The 22,265-nt window shown below is 60.9% G+C and carries 22 protein-coding genes; 13 read left to right on the forward strand and 9 right to left on the reverse strand.

The window, feature by feature from the left end:
• Positions 1–114 precede the first annotated feature (114 nt).
• From PSH90_RS16155 to PSH90_RS16175, 5 genes are all read left to right on the forward strand, one after another.
• Positions 115–939 (forward strand): NAD(P)-dependent oxidoreductase, encoded by an 825-nt coding sequence (locus PSH90_RS16155; RefSeq protein ID WP_305381023.1) that lies wholly within the window; start codon positions 115–117, stop codon positions 937–939.
• Positions 940–983: 44 nt separating this feature from the next.
• Positions 984–1,877, forward strand: a complete 894-nt coding sequence (locus PSH90_RS16160; RefSeq protein WP_305381024.1) for an SMP-30/gluconolactonase/LRE family protein — start codon at positions 984–986, stop codon at positions 1,875–1,877.
• A gap of 61 nt (positions 1,878–1,938) precedes the next feature.
• Complete coding sequence (locus tag PSH90_RS16165; protein ID WP_150634991.1) at positions 1,939–2,913, forward strand: TRAP transporter substrate-binding protein; 975 nt, start codon at positions 1,939–1,941, stop codon at positions 2,911–2,913.
• A 75-nt stretch (positions 2,914–2,988) separates the two neighbouring features.
• A complete protein-coding gene (locus tag PSH90_RS16170; protein ID WP_056789065.1) occupies positions 2,989–3,516 on the forward strand; it encodes a TRAP transporter small permease in 528 nt (175 codons plus the stop codon).
• Positions 3,516–4,796, forward strand: a complete 1,281-nt coding sequence (locus PSH90_RS16175) for a TRAP transporter large permease (protein ID WP_016775191.1) — start codon at positions 3,516–3,518, stop codon at positions 4,794–4,796. The genes PSH90_RS16170 and PSH90_RS16175 overlap by 1 nt, the downstream gene beginning before the upstream one ends.
• An 85-nt stretch (positions 4,797–4,881) precedes the next feature.
• Here PSH90_RS16175 and PSH90_RS16180 read toward each other — a convergent pair whose 3' ends face one another.
• The 3 genes from PSH90_RS16180 to PSH90_RS16190 form a co-directional block, all read right to left on the reverse strand.
• Positions 4,882–5,682 carry a sulfite exporter TauE/SafE family protein gene (locus PSH90_RS16180; protein ID WP_236168611.1) on the reverse strand — a complete coding sequence of 267 codons (801 nt, stop codon included), beginning with the start codon at positions 5,680–5,682 and terminating at the stop codon, positions 4,882–4,884.
• 10 nt (positions 5,683–5,692) lie between these two features.
• The gene (locus PSH90_RS16185; RefSeq protein ID WP_305381025.1) at positions 5,693–6,937 is read right to left on the reverse strand and encodes an FAD/NAD(P)-binding oxidoreductase; all 1,245 of its coding nucleotides are present in this window, start codon (positions 6,935–6,937) and stop codon (positions 5,693–5,695) included.
• Positions 6,938–7,103: 166 nt separating this feature from the next.
• Complete coding sequence (locus PSH90_RS16190) at positions 7,104–7,445, reverse strand: helix-turn-helix transcriptional regulator (RefSeq protein WP_016775194.1); 342 nt, start codon at positions 7,443–7,445, stop codon at positions 7,104–7,106.
• Between the two features lie 92 nt (positions 7,446–7,537).
• On the opposite strand from PSH90_RS16190, the gene PSH90_RS16195 reads away from it, so the two are divergent.
• Positions 7,538–8,401 (forward strand): MBL fold metallo-hydrolase, encoded by an 864-nt coding sequence (locus tag PSH90_RS16195; protein ID WP_305381027.1) that lies wholly within the window; start codon positions 7,538–7,540, stop codon positions 8,399–8,401.
• A gap of 177 nt (positions 8,402–8,578) precedes the next feature.
• Here the strand turns inward: PSH90_RS16195 and bkdR are convergent, their stop codons facing one another.
• Positions 8,579–9,067 (reverse strand): Bkd operon transcriptional regulator BkdR, encoded by a 489-nt coding sequence (gene bkdR / locus PSH90_RS16200; protein ID WP_039762201.1) that lies wholly within the window; start codon positions 9,065–9,067, stop codon positions 8,579–8,581.
• Positions 9,068–9,252: 185 nt separating this feature from the next.
• On the opposite strand from bkdR, the gene PSH90_RS16205 reads away from it, so the two are divergent.
• The 5 genes from PSH90_RS16205 to PSH90_RS16225 all read left to right on the forward strand — a co-directional run bounded on the left by PSH90_RS16205 (position 9,253) and on the right by PSH90_RS16225 (position 15,437).
• A complete protein-coding gene (locus PSH90_RS16205; RefSeq protein WP_305381028.1) occupies positions 9,253–10,488 on the forward strand; it encodes a 3-methyl-2-oxobutanoate dehydrogenase (2-methylpropanoyl-transferring) subunit alpha in 1,236 nt (411 codons plus the stop codon).
• Position 10,489: 1 nt separating this feature from the next.
• Positions 10,490–11,548, forward strand: a complete 1,059-nt coding sequence (locus PSH90_RS16210) for an alpha-ketoacid dehydrogenase subunit beta (protein ID WP_003224000.1) — start codon at positions 10,490–10,492, stop codon at positions 11,546–11,548.
• Positions 11,549–12,823: a dihydrolipoamide acetyltransferase family protein gene (locus PSH90_RS16215; RefSeq protein WP_305381030.1), complete on the forward strand. Its 1,275-nt coding sequence runs from the start codon at positions 11,549–11,551 to the stop codon at positions 12,821–12,823.
• A 4-nt stretch (positions 12,824–12,827) separates the two neighbouring features.
• Positions 12,828–14,201 carry a dihydrolipoyl dehydrogenase gene (lpdA, locus tag PSH90_RS16220; protein WP_305381031.1) on the forward strand — a complete coding sequence of 458 codons (1,374 nt, stop codon included), beginning with the start codon at positions 12,828–12,830 and terminating at the stop codon, positions 14,199–14,201.
• A 216-nt stretch (positions 14,202–14,417) separates the two neighbouring features.
• On the forward strand, positions 14,418–15,437 hold the full coding sequence (locus PSH90_RS16225; RefSeq protein WP_016775201.1) for a branched-chain amino acid aminotransferase: 1,020 nt from the start codon (positions 14,418–14,420) through the stop codon (positions 15,435–15,437).
• A gap of 184 nt (positions 15,438–15,621) precedes the next feature.
• Here the strand turns inward: PSH90_RS16225 and PSH90_RS16230 are convergent, their stop codons facing one another.
• The 4 genes from PSH90_RS16230 to PSH90_RS16245 all read right to left on the reverse strand — a co-directional run bounded on the left by PSH90_RS16230 (position 15,622) and on the right by PSH90_RS16245 (position 19,845).
• On the reverse strand, positions 15,622–16,524 hold the full coding sequence (locus PSH90_RS16230; protein WP_305381032.1) for a TIGR03915 family putative DNA repair protein: 903 nt from the start codon (positions 16,522–16,524) through the stop codon (positions 15,622–15,624).
• Complete coding sequence (locus tag PSH90_RS16235) at positions 16,521–17,741, reverse strand: putative DNA modification/repair radical SAM protein (RefSeq protein WP_305381034.1); 1,221 nt, start codon at positions 17,739–17,741, stop codon at positions 16,521–16,523. Before PSH90_RS16235 ends, PSH90_RS16230 begins: the two co-directional genes overlap by 4 nt.
• A 167-nt stretch (positions 17,742–17,908) precedes the next feature.
• Positions 17,909–19,228, reverse strand: coding sequence for an Nramp family divalent metal transporter (locus tag PSH90_RS16240; RefSeq protein WP_305381036.1), 1,320 nt, complete (start codon positions 19,226–19,228; stop codon positions 17,909–17,911).
• Between the two features lie 80 nt (positions 19,229–19,308).
• Entirely contained in the window at positions 19,309–19,845 is a 537-nt protein-coding gene (locus tag PSH90_RS16245) for a chalcone isomerase family protein (RefSeq protein WP_095182013.1), read from the reverse strand.
• A 146-nt stretch (positions 19,846–19,991) separates the two neighbouring features.
• Here PSH90_RS16245 and PSH90_RS16250 point away from each other — a divergent pair, with 146 nt between their 5' ends.
• Positions 19,992–20,765 (forward strand): hypothetical protein, encoded by a 774-nt coding sequence (locus PSH90_RS16250; RefSeq protein WP_041476998.1) that lies wholly within the window; start codon positions 19,992–19,994, stop codon positions 20,763–20,765.
• Positions 20,766–20,849: 84 nt separating this feature from the next.
• Positions 20,850–21,407 (forward strand): hypothetical protein, encoded by a 558-nt coding sequence (locus PSH90_RS16255; RefSeq protein WP_252884433.1) that lies wholly within the window; start codon positions 20,850–20,852, stop codon positions 21,405–21,407.
• Here PSH90_RS16255 and PSH90_RS16260 read toward each other — a convergent pair.
• A complete protein-coding gene (locus tag PSH90_RS16260) occupies positions 21,397–22,113 on the reverse strand; it encodes an alpha/beta hydrolase (RefSeq protein WP_150634982.1) in 717 nt (238 codons plus the stop codon). The two genes, PSH90_RS16255 and PSH90_RS16260, sit on opposite strands and share 11 nt — an antisense overlap.
• Positions 22,114–22,265 lie beyond the last annotated feature (152 nt).

The following is a 22,265-nucleotide window of genomic DNA, read 5'->3' on the forward strand; positions in this document are numbered from 1 at the left end:
TCCGTCATCTACACCAAAAGTCGCGTTGACAAGATCCGGAAACCCTACCGATACTTCAGCGCAGTCATACGACAACCTACAACAAACCTAATAACAATGTGTTCAGGGATTGCCATGACGTCTATTTCTACCCCCCGCGCTCCTTTCAATCGCCTGCTGCTGACCGGTGCCGCCGGAGGCTTGGGCAAAGTCCTGCGCGAACGCCTGCGCCCTTACGCCAATGTGCTGCGCCTGTCCGACATCGCCGCCCTCGCCCCGGCCGTCGATGACCACGAAGAAGTCGTGCTCTGCGATCTCGCCGACAAGCAAGCCGTGCATCAACTGGTCGAAGGCGTCGATGCGATCCTGCATTTCGGCGGCGTTTCGGTTGAGCGCCCGTTCGAAGAAATCCTCGGCGCCAACATCTGCGGCGTGTTCCACATTTACGAAGCGGCACGCAAGCACGGTGTGAAACGGGTGATCTTCGCCAGTTCCAACCACGTCATCGGTTTCTACAAACAGGACCAACAGCTCGACGCCACTTCGGCGCGTCGTCCCGATGGTTACTACGGCTTGTCCAAGTCCTACGGCGAAGACATGGCCAGTTTCTACTTCGATCGCTACGGCATCGAAACCGTCAGCATCCGCATCGGCTCCTCGTTCCCCGAACCGCAGAACCGCCGGATGATGCACACCTGGCTGAGCTTCGACGACCTCACGCAACTGCTCGAACGCTCGCTGTACACACCAAATGTCGGCCACACCGTGGTCTACGGCATGTCCGCCAACAAAGACGTCTGGTGGGACAACCGCTACGCCAGCCACCTCGGTTTCGAAGCCAATGACACCTCGGAAATCTTCCGCGACAAGGTCGAAGCGCAACCGATGCCAGCCGACGATGATCCGGCGCGGATCTATCAGGGCGGCGCCTTCGTCGCAGCAGGCCCGTTTGGCGATTGATCGCTCGACTTGATCCCCCTCCAATAAAAACCAAGGGAATGAGTATGCAAGCCGAATTGATCGTCGACGCCCGCAACGCGGTCGGTGAAAGCCCGGTCTGGGTGCCGCAGGAAAACGCTCTGTACTGGGTCGACATCCCCAACGGCGGGCTGCAACGCTGGAGCGCTGACACCGGGCACGTCGCCTCGTGGAAAGCCCCGCAAATGCTCGCCTGCATCACCCGCCACCGCAGTGGCGGCTGGGTCGCCGGCATGGAAAGCGGTTTCTATCGCCTGCACCCGCACAGCGACGGCAGCCTCGACAGCGAATTGCTCGCCACCGTCGGGCACAGCCGCGCGGACATGCGCCTCAACGACGGTCGCTGTGATCGCCAAGGTCGTTTCTGGGCGGGCAGCATGGTGCTGAATATGGGCCAGAACGCGCCTGAAGGCCGGCTCTATCGCTACGGCGCCGGGCAGACTGGCGTGATCGAAGCGCAGCTGGATGGCTTCATCGTACCCAACGGCCTCGCCTTCAGCCCCGACGGCAAAACCATGTACCTGTCGGATTCGCACCCCAACGTGCAACTGATCTGGGCCTTCGATTACGACACCGAGACCGGCACGCCATCGAATCGCCGAGTCTTCGTCGACATGAATCATTTCCCCGGCCGCCCCGATGGCGCTGCCGTGGATGCCGAAGGCTGTTACTGGATCTGCGCCAACGACGCCGGCCTGATCCACCGCTTCGCCCCGGATGGCCGACTGGATTTCTCGCTGGAAGTACCGGTGAAGAAACCGACCATGTGCGCTTTCGGCGGCAGCAACCTGGATACCTTGTTTGTCGCCTCGATTCGCCCCGGCGATGACCACGACCCGCAATCCCTGGCCGGCGGCGTGTTCGCCCTGAAGCCAGGCGTCAAGGGCCTCGCCGAACCGCAATTCAACGATTTGCTTTAAACCCTCTGCTGCACCGCTGCGCCTTGAACACAAAAATAACAAGACTGGAGACTCACCCCTCATGAACTTCAAACGCACCTTGCTCGCCGCTGCACTCCCGCTGATGTTCACCTTTGCTGGTGGCGCTCAGGCAGATATGAAACTCAAATTCGCTGATATTCATCCAGACGGTTACCCAACTGTGGTGGCCGAAAAGAGCATGGGCAAAACGCTTGAAAAGGAAACCAACGGCGAGCTGACCTTCCAGTACTTCCCGGGCGGAGTGCTCGGTTCCGAGAAGGAAGTCATCGAGCAGATGCAAGTCGGCGCGATACAGATGTCCCGGGTCAGCCTGGGTATCGTCGGCCCCGTGGTGCCGGATGTGAACGTGTTCAACATGCCGTTCATTTTCCGCGACCAGCAACACATGCGTAACGTCATCGATGGCCCGGTGGGCGATGAGATTCTCGACAAGATCACCAACTCCGAATTCAAATTGGTGGCCCTGGCGTGGATGGACGGCGGCACGCGCAACATCTACACCAAGAAACCGGTGCGCAAGCTCGAAGACCTCAAGGGCATGAAAATCCGCGTACAAGGCAACCCGATGTTCATCGACATGATGAACGCCATGGGCGGTAACGGTATCGCCATGGACACCGGGGAAATCTTCAGCGCCCTGCAGACCGGCGTGATCGACGGCGCGGAAAACAACCCGCCGACCCTGCTCGAACACAACCACTTCCAGAACGCCAAGTTCTACAGCCTGACCGGTCACCTGATCCTGCCAGAGCCGATCGTGATGTCGAAAATCACCTGGGAAAGACTCACTCCGGATCAACAGAAGATGGTGAAAACGGCGGCCAAAGCTGCCCAGGCTGAAGAACGCGTGTTGTGGGACAAGAAGTCCGCCGCCAGTGAAGAAAAACTCAAGGCCGCCGGCGTCGAGTTCATCACCGTTGACAAGAAACCCTTCTACGACGCCACCGCTCCGGTACGTGAAAAGTACGGTGCGAAGTACGCAGATCTGATCAAAAAGATCGAAGCCGTTCAGTAACACCTCCCGCTCCGTACTCATGAAAAAGGCCCGGCGCGCCAGCGGTTCAGGCGCGCCCGGTTACGGTGGAACCCGATGAAGAATCTGCTGCTGCGTATCAACGACAAGATCTACATGACGTGCATCTGGGTCGCCGGCCTTTCCGTCCTGGCGATTTCCCTGATGATTCCCTGGGGCGTCTTCGCCCGCTACGTGCTCGGCACCGGTTCGAGCTGGCCAGAGCCGACGGCGATCCTGCTGATGATGGTGTTCACCTTCATCGGCGCCGCCGCCAGTTACCGCGCCGGTGCGCACATGGCCGTGGCCATGCTCACCGACCGCATGCCACCGCAGCTGAAATCCGCAGCAGCGATTTTTTCGCAACTGCTGATGGCGGCAATCTGCATCTTCATGACCATCTGGGGCACCAAGCTGTGCATCTCCACCTGGAACCAGTTCATGGCCGCCCTGCCCGATCTGCGCGTTGGCGTGACCTATCTGCCGATCCCCGTGGGCGGCCTGCTGACGCTCATTTTTGTTCTGGAAAAACTCTTGCTCGGTGACCAGAGCAAACGGCGGGTCGTGCAGTTCGACCTGGTTGAAGAAAGTGAAGGTGCCGCTTAATGGACGCTCTGATTCTGCTGGGCAGTTTTATCGTATTGATCCTGATCGGCATGCCGGTCGCCTACGCGTTGGGCGCCGCCGCGCTGATCGGCGCGTGGTGGATCGACATCCCGTTCCAGGCGGTGATGATCCAGGTCGCCTCGGGGGTGAACAAATTCTCGCTGCTGGCCATTCCGTTCTTCGTCCTCGCCGGTGCGATCATGGCCGAGGGCGGCATGTCACGGCGGTTGGTGGCGTGTGCCGGGGTGCTGGTGGGATTCGTCCGCGGTGGCCTGTCGCTGGTCAACATCGTTGCCTCGACGTTCTTCGGCGCGATCTCCGGTTCTTCGGTGGCCGACACCGCGTCGGTAGGCTCGGTGCTGATCCCGGAAATGGAACGCAAGGGCTATCCACGGGACTTCTCCACCGCCGTGACCGTCAGCGGTTCGGTGCAAGCCCTGCTGACTCCGCCAAGCCATAACTCGGTGCTCTACTCCCTGGCTGCAGGCGGTACGGTGTCGATCGCTTCGCTGTTCATGGCCGGCATCGTCCCGGGCCTGCTGATGAGCGCCTGCCTGATGGTGCTGTGCCTGATCTTCGCGAAAAAGCGCAACTACCCCAAGGGCGAAGTGATTCCGATGCGCCAGGCGCTGAAGATCGTCGGCGAAGCCCTGTGGGGCATGATGGCGATGGTGATCATCCTCGGCGGCATTCTCTCGGGTATTTTCACCGCCACTGAATCGGCGGCCATCGCGGTGCTGTGGTCATTCTTCGTGACCATGTTCATCTACCGCGACTACAAATGGAGCGAGCTGCCCAAGCTGATGCACCGCACGGTGCGCACCATCTCCATTGTGATGATCCTGATCGGTTTCGCCGCCAGCTTCGGCTACATCATGACCCTGATGCAGATCCCGGCGAAGATCACCACGCTGTTCCTGACCCTGTCGGACAACCGCTACGTGATCCTGATGTGCATCAACGTGATGTTGCTGCTGTTGGGCACGGTGATGGACATGGCGCCGCTGATCCTGATCCTCACGCCGATCCTGATGCCAGTGATCATGGGCATCGGTGTCGATCCGGTGCAGTTCGGCATGATCATGCTGGTCAACCTGGGGATCGGATTGATAACACCGCCGGTGGGCGCTGTGCTCTTCGTCGGCTCGGCGGTGGGCAAGGTCAGTATCGAAAGCACCGTAAAAGCGCTGCTGCCGTTCTATGGCGTGCTGTTCCTGGTGCTGCTGCTGGTGACCTACGTGCCGGCGATTTCGCTGTGGCTGCCGCACCTGGTGTTGTAACCCGCTGAAAAGATCGCAGCTCCTGCAGGAATCGCATACCCCTGTAGGAGCTGTCGAGTGCAACGAGGCTGTGATCTGTTGATCTTCACGCCCGCACCAGCATGTACCCCGCCACCACCAGACAGACACTGGCAAACCCCACCTGCAACGCCCGCGCCGGCACCTGCGCGCACAGCCTGCGACCGACGATCATGCCAACGATGCTGGCGACAATGAACGCCGCACCCTGACTGTCGATACGCACACCCGCATGAAACGCGCCGATCACCCCGATCGCGGAAATCAGACTGATCACCATCAACGACGTCGCAACGATGCCGCGCATCTGCACATCGGTCAGTTGCTTGAACGCCGGCACAATCAGAAAGCCGCCGCCGACGCCAAGTAAACCCGAAACCACGCCGGTAATCGCGCCCAGTGCAGCAAGGGTGGCGGTGCATTTGGCGGTCCAGTCGAAGCGCCCGGTCTGCTCGTTGAGCATGCAGTTTTTCTGGCCCCAACTGGCGTGGCCGTGATCGCTCGGCCCCGCTTGCTGACGGTCCTTTCTGAACATTCGCCAGGCGACCAGGACCATCAGCAGACTGAACAGCATCATCAGAATCTTTTCCGGCAACTGATGCGCGAAGTAGATCCCCAGCGGCGAAAACACCGCACCCAACGCGGCGATCAACAGCGCCGCGCGGTAACGCACCAGGCCATGGCGCAAACCATCGATCGCCCCGACCGCTGCCGCGCTGCCGACCGCAAACAAGGCCACCGGCGCCGCTTGCGTCATCGTCCAGCCGAGCCCGAGCACCAGCGCCGGCACTGCGAGAATCCCGCCGCCCGCGCCGGTCAGGCCAAGCACCAGCCCCATCACCACGCCAAACAGACTTGCCAGCAACATAGGAGTTTTCTCAGTCGACCCTGGACAGACGCGTCAGCCACTCGCGGCCCTTGAGCATGCCGTGCCAGTAGAACCACGGCAGCAACGTCGCCTTCAGCCACCATGCCGAACGGCGGGCCACGGTCGGGTCCAGCGGGAAGGTCGGCAGCAGTTTGCCGCCATAGCCGAACTCGGCGAGGATCACCTTGCCCTTCTCCACCGTCAGCGGGCAGGAACCGTAGCCGTCGTACTTGAGCGGCAGCGGCTGTTGTTTGCGCGCGGCCAGCAGATTTTGCGCAACGACGACCACCTGCTTGCGCACCGCTGCGGCAGTTTTCGCATTGCTGGTGCCGCAGATATCGCCCAGTGCGAACACGTCTGGATAACGCGGATGCTGCAGGCTGTGCGGATCGACCTCGCACCAACCGCCGGCATCGGCCAGCGGACTCTGTGCGATGAAATCCGGCGCGACTTGTGGCGGCACGACGTGCAGCAGGTCGAAGGTTTTCGCGACCCGGCTGACATTGCCATCGGCGTCCTTGACGTCAAACCAGGCGGTTTTCGCCGGGCCGTCGACTTTGACCAGATTCGAGTTGAACGCCAGTTGCGCGTCGTACTGTTCGATGTACTTCATCAACGGCGGCACGAAGGTCGGCACGCCAAACAGCGCAGCGCCAGCGAGATTGAATTCAACCTTGATGTCTTTCAGCACGGCGGATTTGCGCCAGTAATCGCAAGACAGGTACAGGGCTTTTTGCGGCGCGCCGGCGCATTTGATCGGCATCGCCGGCTGGGTGAACAGCGCCCGGCCATCGCGCAGTTTCTGCACTTGATCCCAGGTGTACTGGGCGTGTTGATAGCTGTAGTTGGAGGTGACGCCGTGCTGACCGAGGCTTTCCCGCAAGCCTTCGATTTTCTCCCAGGCCAGGCGCAGGCCGGGGCAGACGATCAGGTTCTGATATCTGACGGTGCGCTGGTCGTCGAGGGTGAGTTGGCGGCTTTGCGGGTCGATAGCGCTGACACTGGCCTGAATCCACGTCGCCTGACGCGGCATGACTTTGCTCATCGGCCTGACCGTGTCCTTCACGTCAAACGCGCCACCGCCGACCAGCGTCCACGCCGGTTGATAGTAGTGCTGTGAACTCGGTTCGATCACGGTGACTTTGAGCTGCGGGTCACGCTTGAGCAGGCTGGCGACAAAACCGATGCCGGCCGTGCCACCGCCGATGACCACGATGTCCGCACTGATGGATAGGCCCCAGTGTTGATCGTTCATTGCTTGTTCCTTTTGCTGCACGCAAGGATTTATTGGCTCACCACAACAACCAATGTGGGAGCGAGCCTGCTCGCGAAAGCGGTGGCTCAGTCAACTATTCGTCGGCTGACACGCCGCCTTCGCGAGCAGGCTCGCTCCCACAGGAGATGTTTGTGAGGGCTGGCATTTATGGCTGTTCCCAGCTCTTGAGTACCGCTCCGCAATACAGCCCCGAGAGGGTTTTCATCACCTGGATCACTTCGTGACTGGCCAGGCCATAGAAAATGTATTTGCCTTCGCGGCGGGTCGCGACCAGGCCTTCATCGCGCAAGATGCCCAGTTGCTGGGACAGCGTCGGCTGGCGTACGCCGGTCATTTTTTCCAGTTCGCCGACGTTGCGTTCGCCCTGGGTCAGTTGACAGAGGATCAACAGGCGATCCTCATTGGCCAGGGCTTTGAGCAACGCGCAGGCTTTGGACGCCGAGGCGCGCAGTTGGGCGACTTCACATTCGGTCAGACTGGATTGCATTTGCACGAGGCCTTGAAGGTCACTTAAGCTGCGAACATTATGTTTTTACATAAAGTGTTGCAACCCGAAATTACCCAGCACAGGTTTTCGCCATGCCCGCCCTGATTGAAGCGTTCCTCGACCCCGCCTCCTCGACCTACAGCTACGTGGTCTACGAAGCCGACGGCGGCCAGTGCGCGATCGTCGACCCGGTGCTCGATTACGACGGCGCTGCCGGGCGCACCGGCACCGCGCAAGCGGACAAGATCATCGCCTTCGTGCGTGCGCATCGGCTGCAAGTGCAATGGCTGCTGGAAACCCACGCCCACGCCGATCACCTCTCCGCCGCGCCGTACCTGCGTCGTGAACTGGGCGGCAAGATCGCCATCGGTGAATCGATCAGCAAAGTGCAGAATGTGTTCAAGGCGCTGTTCAATCTGGAGCCGGAATTTTGCGTCGATGGCTCGCAGTTCGATCACCTGTTCGCGCCGAACGAGTCATTCATGATCGGCAACCTCAAGGCCACCGCCCTGCACGTCCCCGGCCATACGCCAGCGGACATGGCCTACCTGGTCGACGGCGAGCAGATCCTGGTTGGTGACACGCTGTTCATGCCCGATGTCGGCACCGCGCGCTGTGATTTCCCTGGCGGCAATGCGCAGCAATTGTTCAAGTCGATCCAGAAGCTGTTGGCTTTTCCGGCGAGCGTGAAGCTTTACGTTTGCCACGATTACCCGCCCGAGGGCCGCGCCTCGCAGTGCCAGACCACTGTCGGCGAACAGCGCAAAAGCAATATTCATGTGCATGACGGGATCGATGAAGCGGCGTTCGTGGAGATGCGCACGACACGTGACGCTGGGTTAGGCATGCCGACGTTGCTGCTGCCGGCGATTCAGGTGAATGTACGGGCGGGGAATATGCCGGCGCCTGAGGACAACGGCGTGGTTTACCTGAAGATCCCGCTGAACAAACTCTGACCGCGCTGATTCAGGCGCGGAGCCAACTGATCGTTCCCACGCGCAGCAAAGGAATGCCGCCAGGGACGCTCCGCGTTCCGCCTCAAGAAGTGACGCAGAGGGTCACGGGATGCATTCCCACGCGGAGCGTGGGAACGATCGGCGAATGGAGCTGCCGTGGCTGCGATGTTTTGATCTTCACGTCCCCAACGTCAAACCGTTCGCAGGCAACGGCAACGCGGTCTTATAACGCACCTGCTTGAGCGCAAAGCTGGAGCGGATGTTCGCCACCCCCGGCACCTTGGTCAGAAAATCCATCATGAAGCGTTCCAGCGACTGAATGCTCGGCACCAGCACACGGATCAGATAATCCGGGTCGCCGGCCATCAGATAGCACTCCATCACCTCCGGCCGATCAGAAATCGCCTCCTCGAAGTGCTGCAGCGCTTCCTCCACCTGCTTTTCCAGGCTGACGTGAATGAACACATTCACATGCAGCCCCAGCAGATCGGCATCCAGCAGCGTGACCTGCTCGCGAATCAGGCCCAATTCTTCCATGGCCTTGACCCGGTTGAAGCACGGCGTCGGCGACAGGTTCACCGAACGGGCGAGGTCGGCGTTGGTGATGCGCGCATTCTCCTGAAGGCTGTTGAGAATGCCGATGTCGGTACGGTCCAGTTTGCGCATGAGACAAAACCACCTGTTTTTTATGTTTATGCAGAATTTCTATCTGCAAATGGTCGCCAGCGCAACGAAACACAGAGAAATATTCTTCTTGCCCACGCCTATGATTGTTGTAGGACAAGATTTCCCCTACCCGGGAATGACTGCCAGCTCACTACAAGAAATTCACAAGATCGAGCGTAGAAGCCATGACCCAAGCGTATGAACCGCTGCGCCTGCACGTCCCTGAACCCTCGGGCCGTCCCGGCTGCAAAACCGATTTTTCCTACCTGCATTTGACCGATGCCGGTACGGTGCGCAAACCCCCTGTCGATGTAGAACCTGCCGATACCGCCGACCTCGCCCGTGGCCTGATTCGCGTGCTTGACGATCAGGGCAACGCCCTCGGCCCGTGGGCCGAAAACGTGCCGGTCGAGATCCTGCGCAAAGGCATGCGCGCGATGCTCAAGACGCGCATCTACGACAACCGCATGGTCGTCGCCCAGCGGCAGAAAAAGATGTCGTTCTACATGCAGAGCCTTGGCGAAGAAGCCATCGGCAGCGCCCAGGCTCTGGCGCTGAACATCGACGACATGTGCTTCCCGACCTACCGCCAGCAAAGCATCTTGATGGCCCGTGATGTGCCGCTGGTGGACCTGATCTGCCAGTTGCTGTCCAACGAGCGCGATCCGCTCAAGGGCCGCCAGTTGCCGATCATGTACTCGGTCAAGGACGCCGGCTTCTTCACCATTTCCGGCAACCTCGCCACCCAATTCATTCAGGGCGTCGGCTGGGGCATGGCCTCGGCGATCAAGGGCGACACCAAAATCGCCTCGGCGTGGATCGGCGATGGCGCCACCGCCGAATCGGACTTCCACACCGCCCTCACCTTCGCCCACGTTTATCGGGCGCCGGTGATCCTCAATGTCGTGAATAACCAGTGGGCGATTTCCACCTTCCAGGCCATAGCCGGCGGTGAAGCCACGACTTTCGCCGGACGCGGCGTCGGTTGCGGCATCGCCTCGCTGCGTGTCGATGGCAACGATTTCTACGCGGTCTACGCTGCTTCCGCCTGGGCTGCCGAACGCGCCCGGCGCAATCTCGGCCCGACCATGATCGAATGGGTCACCTACCGCGCCGGCCCGCACTCGACCTCCGACGACCCATCAAAATACCGCCCTGCCGATGACTGGAGCCACTTCCCGCTCGGCGATCCGATCGCGCGTCTGAAACAGCACCTGATCAAGGTTGGCCACTGGTCGGAGGAAGAGCACAGCGCCGTCAGCACTGAACTCGAAGCCGAAGTGATTGCCGCGCAGAAACAGGCCGAACAGTACGGCACCCTCGCCGGTGGCCAGATTCCAAGCGCCGCGACCATGTTCGAAGACGTCTACAAAGAGATGCCGGAGCACTTGAAGCGCCAGCGTCAGCAGTTGGGGATCTGACATGAACGATCACAACAACAATATTCAGTTGGAAACCGCCATGACCACGACCACCATGACCATGATCCAGGCCCTGCGCTCGGCCATGGATGTGATGCTTGAGCGTGATGACAACGTCGTCGTCTTCGGCCAGGACGTCGGTTACTTCGGCGGTGTGTTCCGCTGCACCGAAGGCCTGCAGACCAAGTACGGCACCTCGCGGGTGTTCGACGCGCCGATTTCGGAAAGCGGCATCGTCGGCGTGGCTGTCGGCATGGGCGCTTACGGACTGCGCCCGGTCGCCGAAATCCAGTTCGCCGACTACGTCTACCCCGCCTCCGACCAGATCATCTCCGAAGCGGCGCGTCTGCGTTATCGCTCGGCCGGCGAGTTCACCGCACCGATGACCCTGCGCATGCCTTGCGGCGGCGGCATCTACGGCGGCCAGACCCACAGCCAGAGCATCGAGGCGATGTTCACTCAGGTCTGCGGTCTGCGTACGGTGATGCCGTCCAACCCGTACGACGCCAAAGGCTTGCTGATCGCCTCCATCGAAAACGATGACCCGGTGATCTTCCTCGAGCCGAAACGCCTGTACAACGGCCCGTTCGATGGCCATCACGACCGCCCGGTAACCCCGTGGTCGAAACATCCGCAAGCCCAGGTGCCGGACGGTTACTACACCGTGCCGCTGGACGTTGCCGCGATCACTCGCCCGGGCAAGGACGTGACCGTGCTGACCTACGGCACCACCGTCTACGTCTCGCAAGTCGCTGCCGAAGAATCCGGCGTCGATGCCGAAGTCATCGACCTGCGCAGCCTGTGGCCGCTGGACCTGGAAACCATCGTCAAGTCGGTGAAGAAAACCGGCCGCTGCGTGGTGGTACACGAAGCCACCCGCACCTGCGGTTTCGGCGCCGAGCTGGTATCGCTGGTGCAAGAGCACTGCTTCCATCACCTGGAAGCGCCGATCGAACGCGTCACCGGTTGGGACACTCCCTACCCGCACGCGCAGGAGTGGGCGTATTTCCCAGGGCCGTCCCGCGTGGGCGCGGCGTTGAAACGGGTCATGGAGGTCTGAATGGGCACGCACGTTATCAAGATGCCGGACATCGGCGAAGGCATCGCAGAAGTAGAACTGTCGCAGTGGCACGTCAAGGTTGGCGATCTGGTGGTTGAAGATCAGGTGCTGGCGGATGTGATGACCGACAAGGCGATGGTCGATATTCCATCGCCGGTACACGGCAAGGTGATTGCCCTTGGTGGTCAGCCGGGTGAAGTGATGGCGGTCGGCAGTGTGCTGATCAGCATTGAAGTTGAAGGTGCCGGCAACCTTAAAGAGTCCGCCGCACCCGCGCCTGTCACACAAGCACCGGCTGCGCCGAAAGTTGAGACCGCTGTCGAAAGCAAACCCGCCGCAGCCGCCGCACCACGTCCGGCTGCCGTTTGCCAGGGTCCGATGGTCGCTCGCGAAGCGGATGAACGCCCGCTAGCCTCGCCAGCCGTGCGCAAACATGCGCTGGATCTGGGCATTCAATTGCGCTTGGTGCGCGGTTCCGGCCCGGCCGGTCGCGTGTTGCACGAAGACCTTGAAGCCTATCTGGCGCAAGGTCAGTCGAACGCTTCGGCGCCGGCCGCTGCCGCTTATACCCAGCGCCACGACGAAGAACAGATTCAAGTGATCGGCATGCGCCGCAAGATCGCTCAGCGCATGCAAGATGCTACTCAGCGTGCCGCGCACTTCAGTTATGTCGAGGAAATCGACGTCACCGCAATCGAAGAACTGCGCGCGCATCTGAATGAAAAACATGGCGCCAGCCGTGGCAAGTTGACCTTGTTGCCGTTCCTTGTTCGCGCGCTGGTCGTCGCCCTGCGCGACTTCCCGCAGATGAACGCCCGTTACGATGACGAAGCGCAAGTCATCACCCGCCTCGGTGCGGTGCATGTCGGCGTCGCCACGCAAAGCGATGTCGGCCTGATGGTGCCCGTGGTGCGTCACGCCGAAGCGCGCAGCCTGTGGGACAGCGCCGCGGAAATTTCGCGTTTGGCCAACGCCGCGCGCAATGGCAAGGCCAGCCGCGATGAGCTGTCCGGTTCGACCATTACTCTGACCAGCCTCGGCGCATTGGGCGGCATTGTCAGCACGCCGGTGCTGAACCTGCCGGAAGTGGCCATTGTCGGCGTGAACAAAATTGTCGAGCGGCCAATGGTCGTCAAAGGCCAAGTGGTGATCCGCAAGATGATGAACCTCTCCAGCTCCTTCGATCACCGCGTGATCGACGGCATGGATGCGGCGCTTTTCATTCAGGCCATCCGTGGCTTGCTCGAACAACCCGCTACCTTGTTTGTGGAGTAATGGAATGCAGACTTTGAACACCACGCTGCTGATTATCGGCGGCGGCCCCGGCGGTTACGTCACGGCGATCCGCGCCGGGCAATTGGGTATCCCGACCATTTTGGTCGAAGGCCAGTCGTTGGGCGGCACCTGCCTGAATATCGGCTGCATTCCGTCAAAAGCGCTGATTCATGTGGCTGAGCAGTTTCACCAGACGCAGCATCACAGCCAGCATTCGGCGTTGGGCATCAACGTTGCCGCGCCGACCCTGGATATCAGCAAAAGCGTCGAGTGGAAGGATGGCATCGTTGATCGCCTGACCACTGGCGTTGCCGCGCTGTTGAAGAAGAACAAGGTCCAGGTCATCAATGGCTGGGCGAAAATCATCGACGGCAAAACCGTGGAAGTCGGCGATACCCGCATCCAGTGCGAACATCTGGTGCTGGCCACCGGTTCGACCAGCGTCAATCTGCCGATCCTGCCGATTGGCGGGCCGATCATTTCCTCCACCGAAGCGCTGGCACCGACGTCTGTGCCGAAACGTCTGGTGGTGGTCGGCGGTGGTTACATCGGTCTGGAGCTGGGCATCGCTTATCGCAAGCTCGGCGCCGAGGTCAGCGTGGTCGAAGCACAGGACCGCATCCTGCCGGCCTATGACGCGGAGCTGACACAACCGGTCCACGACGCGCTGAAGCAGCTGGGCGTGAAACTGTACCTCAAGCACAGCGTGCTCGGTTTCGACGGCACGTTGCAGGTGCGCGATCCCGAAGGCGAAACCCTCAATCTGGAAACCGATCAGGTACTGGTTGCCGTCGGCCGCAAACCCAATACGCAGGGATTTAATCTCGAAGCGCTGAATCTGGACATGAACGGTTCGGCGATCAGGATCGACAGCCGTTGCCAGACCAGCATGCGCAACGTCTACGCCATTGGCGATGTGAGCGGCGAACCGATGCTGGCCCACCGCGCCATGGCCCAGGGCGAGATGGTTGCCGAGCTGATCAGTGGCAAGCGCCGCGAATTCAACCCGACCGCCATCGCCGCCGTGTGCTTTACCGACCCGGAACTGGTGGTGGTCGGCAAAACTCCGGATGAGGCCAAGGCTGCGGGGCTGGACTGCATCGTTTCCAGCTTCCCGTTCGCCGCCAACGGCCGGGCGATGACCCTGGAATCGAAAAGCGGCTTCGTGCGCGTGGTCGCACGTCGCGACAATCATCTGATTGTCGGTTGGCAAGCGGTGGGCGTTGGGGTTTCCGAACTGTCGACGGCTTTTGCGCAGAGCCTGGAAATGGGCGCGCGACTGGAAGACATCGGCGGCACCATTCATGCGCACCCAACCTTGGGCGAAGCGGTGCAGGAAGCGGCGTTGCGGGCGCTGGGGCATGCGCTGCATCTGTAGGCCCCTTCGCGAGCAGGCTCGCTCCCACACTTGAAATGCATTCCCCCTGTGGGAGCGAGCCTGCTCGCGAATTCTTGAGGGCAACACTATTTATCTGAGTGTCATCCGATAGTCCGGGCTGCGAAACCGCTCAAGAATGAAGTATTGTTGTGCCCATCCAAAAAAACGTCAGAAGCCTTGAACCGTTTCGGCGGTTGTTCAGTGATAGAGGGTGTCATGGGTAACGAAAGCATCAATTGGGACAAGCTGGGTTTTGACTACATCAAGACCGACAAGCGCTATCTGTCGTACTTTCGCGATGGCGAGTGGGACAAAGGCACCCTGACCGAAGATAACGTCCTGCACATCAGCGAAGGCTCCACCGCCCTTCACTATGGTCAGCAGTGCTTCGAAGGCATGAAGGCCTATCGCTGCAAGGACGGCTCGATCAACCTGTTCCGCCCGGACCAGAACGCCCTGCGCATGCAACGCAGCTGCGCGCGTCTGCTGATGCCGACGGTCGACACCGAGCAGTTCATCGAAGCCTGCAAAGCCGTGGTCCGCGCCAACGAGCGTTTCATCCCGCCTTACGGCACTGGCGGCGCGCTGTACCTGCGTCCGTTCGTGATCGGCGTCGGTGACAACATCGGCGTGCGCACTGCGCCCGAGTTCATTTTCTCGATTTTCTGCATCCCGGTCGGCGCCTACTTCAAGGGTGGCCTGACCCCGCACAACTTCCAGATCTCCAGCTACGACCGCGCGGCCCCGCAAGGCACCGGTGCGGCCAAGGTCGGTGGCAACTACGCCGCCAGCCTGATGCCGGGCTCGAAAGCCAAGAAGGCCAACTTCGCCGACGCGATCTACCTCGATCCGATGACCCACACCAAGATCGAGGAAGTCGGTTCGGCCAACTTCTTCGGGATCACCCACGACAACAAGTTCGTCACCCCGAACTCGCCATCGGTCCTGCCAGGCATCACCCGCCTGTCGCTGATCGAACTGGCCAAATCGCGTCTGGGCCTGGAAGTGGTTGAAGGCGACGTGCTGATCGACAAGCTGTCGGACTTCAAGGAAGCCGGTGCCTGCGGTACCGCTGCGGTGATCACGCCGATTGGCGGCATCAGCTACAACGACCACCTGCATGTGTTCCATAGCGAAACCGAGGTAGGCCCGGTAACCCAGCAGCTCTACAAAGAGCTGACTGGCGTGCAGACCGGCGACATCGAAGCGCCAGCGGGCTGGATCGTCAAGGTTTGATCTGACGACTGCTGATGCTCAAAGCCCTCCACCGAGTGATTGGTGGGGGGCTTTTTTGTAGGGCTGGGCTCTGGTGTCGTATTGAAGAACGTCACCCCCTCACCCCAGCCCTCTCCCCCAAGGGGGCGAGGGGGAAAGGGAGCCGACTTGTGTGCTTTTCAAAAATCGCGTTCACCTCGGCCATTCAGGTCGATGGAGTTCGCAAGAACACCTGGGTCGGCTCCCTCTCCCTCCGGGAGAGGGCTGGGGTGAGGGTTTGCTTTTGATTTTTGGAGGCAATGCGCTTGCCCGTCCGATCCGAAATCCCGCTCGCCTGCCCATTCTGTTGCTTGCCCATCCGCGCCTGGGTGATCAATCCCGGTATCAACTCACCCTCCGGCAGATTCTTCCAGAACCGCACCGGTAAATGCCCTTGCATGACCTTCGGGTTCAACCGCGCCGGGTTGAAGATGTGGCTGTAGTAGGTCAACCACAAATCGCCGTGGGGATCGTCGACGTTCTGCGCCAGTTGCTGCCACTCAATCGGGCACTGCCGCTCGTGAATCAATTGCTCACCGTCGTAATAAACGCCGTCACGCGGTGTGGCGATCAACCAGCGATGCTGGCCCATGCGCCCGATAAAGTGCTCGCTGGCGCTGTGCAGAATGTCATGCGCCGGCTCGTGCCACGCCACGTATTGTGGACCGGGCAGATCCTTCGACCGCTCGATGAAACGCACGAATGCATGCAGATGATGGGCCTCGCGGCTGACCTGCTTGATGCGCCGCTGCAATTCGCTGCCGAGCTTGTCGCCCGCCATCATCGCCGTGCGGTCGCCGTGACTGACGCGCCAGAGCACTTCATACAACAGGCTCCAGCGCTGTTCGCCGCGATAGCGCGCCGCTTGCTCAAGGGTGGCGAGCAGCGCACGGGGAATACGCGCCTGAAACGGCCCCGGCCCTTCGGGCACGTGCTCATCACTGGCAAACAGATCGCCAACGCCTTCCGCCGCCCAGCTCACCAGACTCGGATCGATTTCATGGCTGAGCAACCAGCGCGCCTGCTGACGCCATGTGTCGAACAGGTCATCGCAATCAAGACTGATCATCCCCACAACCCCATCTGCTGCGGCATCGGTCGGTCGCGCAATTGCTGATAGAGCATGTGGCTGGTGACTTCCGCCTGTTGCGGGTGGTAATCGCTGGTGATGATGAAAGGCTTCGCCTTGGCCAGCACGCAGCGCATCCGCGCCACGTCTTCGTAACGGACGCGGCGCTGGCGACGCAACTCGACCAGGCGCTCGGTGGTGCGCAAGCCAATGCCCGGGATGCGCGCGATCAACGTCGCGTCGGCACGGTTCAGGTCCAGCGGAAACACTTCGCGATTTTCCAGCGCCCAGGCCAGCTTCGGGTCGATATCAAGCGCCAGATTGCCCGGGCCTTTAAGCAATTCGTCAGCGCTGTAGCCGTAGCTGCGCAGGAGGAAATCAGCCTGATACAAACGGTGCTCGCGCATCAGCGGCGGCGCGGCGAGCGGTACGCTTTTCGGGCTGTCGGGGATCGGGCTGAACGCCGAGTAATAGACCCGGCGCAAACGGAAGTTGCCGTACAAGGATTGGGCGCTGTGGAGGATGGTGCTGTCGTCGGTGTCATCGGCACCGACGATCAATTGCGTGCTCTGCCCGGCCGGGGCGAATTTCGCCGAGCGCGGCTCGTTCAACACTGTTTGCACGCCGGTGTAGATGGTGTTCATCGCTTGCTTGATCGAGGTGATGTCCTTCTCCGGCGCCAGCGTCTGCAGACTGGCATCGGTGGGCAGTTCGATGTTGACGCTGAGGCGGTCGGCGTAACGCCCGGCTTCTTCGATCAAGGCCGGATCGGCTTCCGGAATGGTCTTCAAATGGATGTAGCCGCGAAATTCGTGCTCTTCTCGGAGCAACTTCGCCACCCGCACCAGTTGCTCCATGGTGTAGTCCGCCGAGCGAATGATCCCGGAGCTGAGAAACAGGCCGCTGACGCAGTTGCGCCGGTAGAAATCCATGGTCAGCGTCACGACTTCTTCCGGGGTGAAGCGCGCACGCGGCACATCGCTGGAACGGCGGTTGACGCAGTACTGGCAATCGTAAAGGCAGAAATTGGTCAGCAGGATTTTCAGCAACGACACACAGCGCCCGTCCGGCGTGTAGCTGTGACAGATGCCCATGCCGTCCGTCGAACCGAGCCCGCTCTTGCCCTCGGAGCTGCGCTTGGGCGCACCACTGCTGGCGCAGGAGGCGTCGTACTTGGCGGCGTCGGCGAGGATGCTGAGCTTGTCGATGATTTGCATGGCACGGACTCTTTACTGTGTGCATATACAGTATAGGCTCGCCCGCCGCGAAACAAGTTGATGGATGACCCCTCGTCGGCTGGCCAGCTGAATTGTGGCGGCCCGCGAAAACCTGTGGGAGCGAGCCTGCTCGCGAAGAGTCCCTGCCAGTCACCGCAACTCAGTGATCAAACCGCCCACTGCAATATCAACCAGCTGTTCGCCCCGCTGATCAACACAAACAGCCCCCAGGCCAGCACCCGCGTGGGCCAGCGATTCACAAACGGCCCCATCAGCCGTTTGTCGTTGGTCATGCGGATCAGTGGGAACAGGGCAAACGGCAACTGCAGACTCAACACCACCTGGCTCAACACCAGCAACTTGCCGATCGCGTTATCGCCCATGAGCCAGACGCCGATGAACGCCGGAATCAGCGCCAGCCCGCGAGTGATCAAACGCCGCTGCCAGCACGGGATGCGCAGGTTCAGATAGCCCTCCATGATGACCTGCCCGGCGATGGTCCCGGTGAAGGTCGAACTTTGCCCCGACGCGAGCAGCGCCACGCCGAACAGCACACTCGCCAGCGCACCGCCAACCAGCGGGTCGAGCAGGTGATACGCGTCCTGAATGTCGACCACATCGGTGTGTCCGGACTGGTGAAACGCCGCCGCCGCGAGAATCAGGATCGCAGCGTTGACCAGCAGCGCCAGGGCCAGCGAACCAATGGTGTCGATACGCGCGAGTTTCACCGCGTCCTGCTTGCTCGCCAGGTCCTTGCCGATCATCCGTGTCTGCACGATCGAGGTGTGCAGGTAAAGGTTATGCGGCATTACTGTGGCGCCGAGGATGCCAATGGCCAGATACAGCGGCGCGGCATCGCCGATGGCCGCCAGCGAAGGTTTGAAGCCCAGCGCCACGTCTGGCCAGTACGGTTTGATCAACAACAACTCGACGAAGAAACACACGCCGATGGTCGCGACCAGCACCAGCATGATCGCTTCGAGACGGCGGAAGCCCCGGTTTTGCAGGGCCAGCACCAGCAACGTGTCGAACGCCGTCAGGGCGATGCCGAAGGTCAGCGAGCAACCGAGCAGCAAGTGAAACGCGAGAGCGCAGCCAAGCACTTCGGCGAGGTCGGTGGCGATGATCGAGATCTCCGCCAGTATCCATTGCAGGCGCGCTGTCGGGGTGCTGTAGCGCTCGCGGGACAACTGCGCCAGATCGCGCCCGGTGGCGATGCCCAGCCGCGAGCACAGACATTGCACGACCATGCCGGCCAGACTCGCCAGCAACACGACGAACAACAGGCTGTAGCCAAAACGCGAACCGGCCTCGATCGCGGTCGCCCAGTTGCCCGGATCCATGTAGCCGATCGACACCAGCAAACCGGGACCGGCGAAACGCAGCACACGTTTGAAGAACGAGGCAGTCGGATCGACCGCAACACTGCCGGCCACTTCCGGCGGGCAAAACGGCGCGGTGGCGATTTTGGGCAGACTGAATTTCACGCACACATCCAGAAACAAAAACGGGAGCCCGGCAGCTTAGTCGTTTCGCCTGATGCCTTGAAGCGCAAAGATCACTGAACCTATGGATTCACCCCCAGCAACTGCTCGCGCAACTCGGGACTGCGTGTTCGCGGATCCAGCCAGATATCGAAAAACGCCTTGGCAAACTGTGGATCCTCAATCTCATGCTGCAGCTTCTGGCCGACAAAAAACCGCGCGCCCTGCCCCGGCAGATACACGCCGGTAATCCGCGTGCCGGCCTGAACGTCGACAAACGATTGCTGCATCTGCGTCTGCCAGCCGGCCAATTGCGCTGAAGTGACCCGGGGACCGGCAAGGCGTTTGATCTCATCGACGCTGGTGCTGACCAGATCGTCTCGCGAGATATTGCGCCGGTAGATCAGCTCCAGAGCAAACGGCTGGCCGTCCGCCAGAGGCCGCGCGGCACTCCACAAGCGCGCGCTGTAAACGTCGAAGCCGAACACGCTGAAATCGCCGCTGCCGATAATTTGCGCGCCCGGGACTGCGTCCTGCCAATTGGCCCATGTCGGTGTGAGCAACAGCGCCCATAAACCGATGCCACAACAGCCACGAACGAGCTTGGGTGTTCTGTTCATCGCCGTATCGTCTCCACTGCATTCTGATGATCAAAGCATAGCCGGATTCGCGCCTGAATTTTTGTATACAAAAATTGCGAACATAGGCAGCAATCTTTAATCGGCAGTGCTAACGTGGCTCATCCTGACCCGATGGAGACACCCGCGTGCTGATCCTCAAACTGCTGCTGATTCCCGGTTTTCTCCTGCTGATTTCCCTGGCGGGCAAACGCTGGGGGCCGAGCGTGGCCGGGTGGCTGTCGGGATTGCCGGTGGTGGTCGGGCCGATTCTGTTTTTTCTGGCGATCGAACAAGGGCCGCAGTTTGCCGCGCAATCGGCGGTCGCGGCGCTGTCGGCAATGTTCGCGATGATCGCTTTCTGCATCACCTATGCGCAGGTGGCGCAGCGGGCGAACTGGCCGTGGGCGTTGACCATTTCACTGGCGGTGTGGGCCGCGCTGGCGGCAGTCTTGTCGGTGATCCCGGCGTCCTTGCCGTTCTCGGTGATTGCGGCAGCGGTGGCACTGCTCGCTTCGCCTTATCTGTTCCCTGAGGTGCATCCAGTATTGAACGGGCCAGCACCGAAGTCGGACAAACTGATCTGGCGGATGATCGCCGGTGCGGCGCTGACGCTGGTGGTGACGATGCTGGCCAGCACCGTCGGCGAACGCTGGAGCGGCCTGCTCGCGGTGTTCCCGGTGCTCGGCAGCGTCATGGCGGTGTTCTCGCAACAAACGCGCGGCCCGGCGTTTACCGCTGCGTTATTGCGCGCAACGGCAACCGGCATGTATTCGTTCTCGGCGTTCTGCCTGGTGTCGGCCTTGACGCTGCCGACCATGGGCCTCAGCGGCTTCGCAGTGGGAGTGGCAGTGTCGGTGGCGATGCTCGGGGTGACCCGGCGTCTGCTGGCGCGGCCAGTGGCCAAGGCGCAAGCACAATAACCGCCTGGACGAATCGCGCTGGAACGGCCGGCACGCTCCGTGGGATGATCGCCCGCCTCGCGCGACCATTCACCGGAGATTCACATGTCATTGTTGAGCAAAAAAGCCGTTGTTCTGATGCTGGCGGCCGTCGCTGGTTTCGCCGCGATCAACGCGCACGCCGCCAAGGAAAAAGTCAAAACCGAGAAGGTCTCGCTGCTCGACGGCAAGTTTGCCTTTGTCCTGCCCAAAGGCTTTGTCGCCGACCCACTGCCCGCCAGCCCGAGCGGGGCCAAGGGCACGATGTACACCAACCAGACCACCAAAACCGTGGTCATCGCCGCCGAAAACCAGATCCCGGCTGGGCAGAACGTCAAGGACAACGACGGTGAGTTTCTCGACGGCAGCGTGTCGAGTTTCATCGACGATCAGCGCAAGGCCCTGCCGGACTTCAACAAGCTCAGCGAAAAAAGCCTGACCCAAAAAGGCACCGGCCTGGGGCTGCGTCAGGTTGACAGCACCGCCACCCAGGGCGGTGGCCAAACCCTGAACACCACGCTGCTGGCCGGCTCGGGGACGAAGATGGCGCTGGTGCAGGTGATTTCCCGCGTCAGCGACAAGAAAGCTCACGATGCCTTGATCAAAGCCATCGTCAAGGATTGAGCCGCTGCAACCAGCCATTCAGATCGCGCAATTCGGCCGCACTGATGCTGTGGCCGACGCCCGGATAAGCGTGAAACTCGGGCTTGTAATCGAGTTTTTGCAATAGCGCGTTGGCCTCGGTGCCGTGACGGTAAGGCACCGGATCATCAGCGGTGCCGTGGCCGATAAAAATGCTCAGCGGCAGCGGCGCTTGCCCAGGCTTGAGTTCGGCTTTGAGCACCGGCAACAAGCGCCCGCTCAACGCGGCAAACCCGCCCACGACCGCCGGCGCGCGCAGGCCCACTTCGTAGCTCATCATCGCGCCCTGGCTGAAGCCGATCAGGTACACCTTGTCCGGCGCGGCGTGATATTTCTTCGCCGCCTGGGCGATAAAGTCGCGCAGCTTCTGGCCGCTGACCTTCAGATCATCGGTCTCGCCGTTGTAGGCGCCTTCACCTTTCTTGCGAAACCACTGGAAACGTCCTTCACCCAACGTCATCGGCGCGCGCACGGAAAGGTAGTTGTACTGCGCCGGCAGCTGAAATTTCATGCCGATCAGATCGGCCTCGTTACTGCCGTAACCGTGCAGGAAAATCACCAGCGGACGTGGTTCAGCGTCGGCGTGGACCTGTTCGAGGTATTTGAGCGGCAAGTCGGATTGCAGGGTGGTTTGCGCGTGGACGGCGGTGGATGCGAGCAGGGTCAGCAGGGCGAATAATTTCAGCATTGCAGCGTTCCTTCACAGAGTGTCGGGTTCGCGGGGGAGCCTAACATTCTCGGCTGAGGATCCAAATTTTGTGGTGCGGCTGATGCCGCTATCGCTGGCAAGCCAGCTCCCACAAGAATTACGGCGTCTACAAAATCTGGGATCAACCGCAA

It is taken from the genome of Pseudomonas sp. FP1762 (assembly GCF_030687105.1).
Classification (GTDB): Bacteria; Pseudomonadota; Gammaproteobacteria; order Pseudomonadales; family Pseudomonadaceae; genus Aquipseudomonas; species Aquipseudomonas siliginis.